The organism is Saccharopolyspora sp., assembly GCF_017434145.1.
GTDB classification, from domain to species: domain Bacteria; phylum Actinomycetota; class Actinomycetes; order Mycobacteriales; family Pseudonocardiaceae; genus Saccharopolyspora_C; species Saccharopolyspora_C galaxeae.
Genome location: NZ_JAFRFW010000830.1, coordinates 1 through 3473, shown reverse-complemented (window position 1 = coordinate 3473; position 3473 = coordinate 1). Strand labels below are relative to the sequence as shown.

The window sequence follows — 3473 nt, the reverse complement described above, 5'->3', positions numbered from 1 at the left end:
CGCCGAGTCCGCGCAGCGCCGCACGCCGGGCCGGTGCCGGTTCCACGACGGTGATGTCGTCGATGCCGAGTCCGCGCAGCGCGAACCACAATCCGATGCCGACCGGGCCCGCGCCGAACACGACCGCGGAGCCACCCGGCGGGACGTCACCGAGCTTGGCCGCGTGGTACGCCACCGCCATCGGCTCGACCAGCGCGCCCAGCTCGTCGCTGACCGAATCGGGCAGCACGTGCACCATCCGCTCGGGCACCACGGTGCGCTCGGCCATGCCGCCATCGGACATCAGCCCGTGGAAACCGATCTGCCGGCAGGTGTTGTAGTTGCCCATCCGGCAGGCGGGGCACTCGTCGCAGCGGTAGAGCGCTTCGACCGCGACCCGGTCGCCCACCGACGCCGCCCGCACGCCGTCGCCGACCTCGACGACGCGGCCCGCGAACTCGTGGCCGAGCGTGAGCGGCAGCTGCGCCCCGGTCAGCGGGTGCGGCTCGACCGGGCAGAAGATCGGCCCGGCGAAGTACTCGTGCAGGTCGCTGCCGCAGATGCCGTTGTGCGCGACCTGGATCTTCACCGACCCCGGCGGGCAGGGCGGTTCGGGCACGTCGAGCACGGCGATGTCGTGGCTTCCGCGGTACACGGCGGCACGCATGGCGGTCTCCTTCCCGGCCGGGCGGGCCCGGTCACTGCTGGCCGGTCTTCTCCTGCTCGTAGCGTTCGGTCATGGTCGCCACCGCCTGCATCTGCGCGGCCGCGTAGTCCTCGCGCTTGTCGCGGGCGCGTTCCTTCGCGTCGAGCGTCTGCTGCGCGTGCGAGCGCGCTCCGCCTTGGAAGTGCGGCATGACGTGCTGCGCGATCAGCTCCCAGGAACGTTTGGTGGCCTCGGGGTTGGCCCACTCGTGCCCGAGCAGCAGCATGCAGCCGAAACCGCCGGACTGGTCCCACAACCGCTGCACCTGCGCGCGGGCGTCTTCGACGGTGCCGATGGCGCCGACACCGGCCTCGTTGATGAAGTCGATCATCTCCCGCAGGTCGCCGCCTTCCGCGGCCATCTGCGGGAACGCGGCGGTCTTCTGGAAGTAGTGGAACCAGCTCTCGATGCCGTACTCGACGTCTTTGTAGGCCTGCTCGCGAGTTTCGGCGATGTGCATCAGCCCGACCAGCCGCCAGTCCTGCCGCGAGACCTGCTGCCCGTAGTGCGCGGCGCGTTCTTCGACGACGTTCCAGTGGTGCGCCAGCGCGTCGAACCCGTCCTTGCTCAGCGTCGCCCCGATCGAGAGCAGCCCCACGCCGTGGCTGCCCGCCATGCGCGGCCCGGTCGGGGAGGCGACTCCGGCCACGGCCACGTCGAAGCACGGTTCGGTGTAGGGCCGCAGGTGCAGCTTCGCGTCGACCAGCTCGTGGGTGCGGGTGCGTTCGGTGACCGTTTCGCCGCGCAGCAGCCGCATGATGATGTCCAGGTCGACTTCGAGCAGTTCGCGCGTGTCGGTCGGGGTCAGCCCGAGCATCATCGAGTCGGTCGGCAGCGATCCCGGCCCGCAGCCGAGCATCGTGCGGCCCCGGGTGAGGTGGTCCAGCAGCACCATCCGCTCGGCCACCCACAGCGGGTTGTGGTACGAGATCGACGTGACGCCGGTGCCGAGCTTGATCCGCCGGGTGCGTTCGGCCGCCGCGGCGATGAAGATCTCCGGCGAGGCGATCAGCTCGGTGCCCGCCGAATGGTGTTCACCGATCCACGCCTCGTCGTAGCCGCACCGGTCGAGGTGCTCGATGAGTTCCAGATCCCGCTGCAGCGCCAGCGTCGGGTTCTGCCCGGCCGGGTGGAACGGGGCCAGGAAAGTGCCGAAGCGCAGCCGGTCCATGTCGTGCCTCCTCATTCAGGCTGTGGTGTCCGAGCCACCTGCGAACGTAAGCTGCGTCACGCCCGGCCCCGGTGTTCAAAAATTTGACGGCTACCTGGTGTGGCCGGTGCGCGGGCCGGTCGGCAACGGCGCCGCACGGAAGGACATCGCCCGATGCGCACCGCTTGGGAACAGTTCCAGCAGGGGGAGGAGTCGGCAGGGGTCCGCCCGGAGATCCTCACCTCCTGGCGACGATCACAACTGTCCGGCGTCGACCCCGAGCACGTGGATCTGCCGTGGCAGCAGCCGGCCGTGGACACCCGCTTCGCCCGGTCGGCCATCCCGGTGCTGACCCGCCTGGCCGATCTGCTCGTCGGCACCGGCACCTCACTGGTGATCACCGACTCGGGTGGCCGAGTGCTGTGGCGCTGCGTCTCCGACCGCGCGTTGCGGCGCGAACTCGACGAGATGGCCATCGTCGAAGGTTTCAGCTTCGGCGAGGAGCACGCCGGCACCAACGGCCTGGGCACCTCGCTGGAAAGCCGCCGGGTCACCACCGTGCGCGGCGGGGAGCACTTCAAGGCACCGTTCCACCGCTTCACCTGCGTCGCCGCACCGGTCACGCACCCGCTGACCCGCCGCGTCGTCGGCGGGGTCAACATCACCTGCCGCGCCGCCGACGCCAACGAACGGCTGCAACCGGCGCTGCTCGCACTCGCCCGCGAAGTGCAGCAAGCGCTCCTGCACGCCGCGGGCAACCGCGAGCGCGCACTGTTCGACGCGTTCCTGCAGCACGCCCGGGCAACCACACCGGTGATCACCCTCGGCCCGGAGGTGCTCATCAAGAACGACGCCGCAGCCGGCATCGACGTCGACCACCACCGGCTGTGGCAGCGCGTCCTGGACGCGGCCGAGCAGGGCGGCCCGCTGCACATCCCCGAACTCGACGCCCGCACCGCCCAGCTCAAAACGATCGCCGAAGGCCCGCGGATCTCCGGCGCGGTGCTGGTGCTCGACCAGCACAAGCACCGGCCATCGGCCGCCGCGACCGCGCAGCAGCGCGTTGCCGCCGCGGTAGGACGGCTGCTCTGTGAACCCGGCGCCGTGGTCGTGCGCGGCGCGGCCGGGACCGGCAAGCAGTACGTGCTCACCGACCGGCTGATCACCGCCGGGCACCCGTACGACGTGCTCGACTGCGCAACCGCCACCTTCCGGGAACTGCCCGCCGGTGTGCGCCGGGCGGCCGACACCGGACGTGCACTGGTGCTCACCCACCTGCAAGCGCTCTCGGCGGAACAGGCCGACGCGCTCACCACGGCGCTGACCGGCCCGCCCGCGCCGGTGCTCGGCACCATCACCGCCGAACGCGCCGACGACACCGCACACCTGACCCGCCTGCTCGACGCGCTCGAAGCCACGGTGCTGGAACTGCCGCCGCTGCAACTGCGCGGCGACGAACTCGACCAGCTGGTCGCCGCTGTGACACCGGCCGGTATCCGCTGGTCGGAGCGGGCCACGGCCGCCTTGCACGAGCACACCTGGCCGGGCAACATCGCCGAGCTGAAACTCGCGGTGCGCACCGCCGCCGCGTCGGCCACCGGCAGCGTCATCGGCCTCGAGCACCTGCCCGGCTCGGTG

The 3473-nt window shown here is 71.2% G+C and carries 3 protein-coding genes; 1 reads left to right on the top strand and 2 read right to left on the bottom strand.

Annotated features, from left to right (window positions below):
* The coding region (locus tag IJH84_RS22535) for an alcohol dehydrogenase catalytic domain-containing protein (protein WP_295148714.1) at nucleotides 1-646 on the bottom strand (646 nt) is incomplete at its 3' end.
* A 31-nt stretch (nucleotides 647-677) separates the two neighbouring features.
* Complete coding sequence (locus IJH84_RS22530; protein WP_295148712.1) at nucleotides 678-1856, bottom strand: LLM class flavin-dependent oxidoreductase; 1179 nt, start codon at nucleotides 1854-1856, stop codon at nucleotides 678-680.
* Between the two features lie 153 nt (nucleotides 1857-2009).
* Between IJH84_RS22530 and IJH84_RS22525 the strand changes: the two genes are divergently transcribed.
* Nucleotides 2010-3473: hypothetical protein (locus tag IJH84_RS22525; protein WP_295148707.1), on the top strand; the 1464-nt coding region annotated here is incomplete at its 3' end.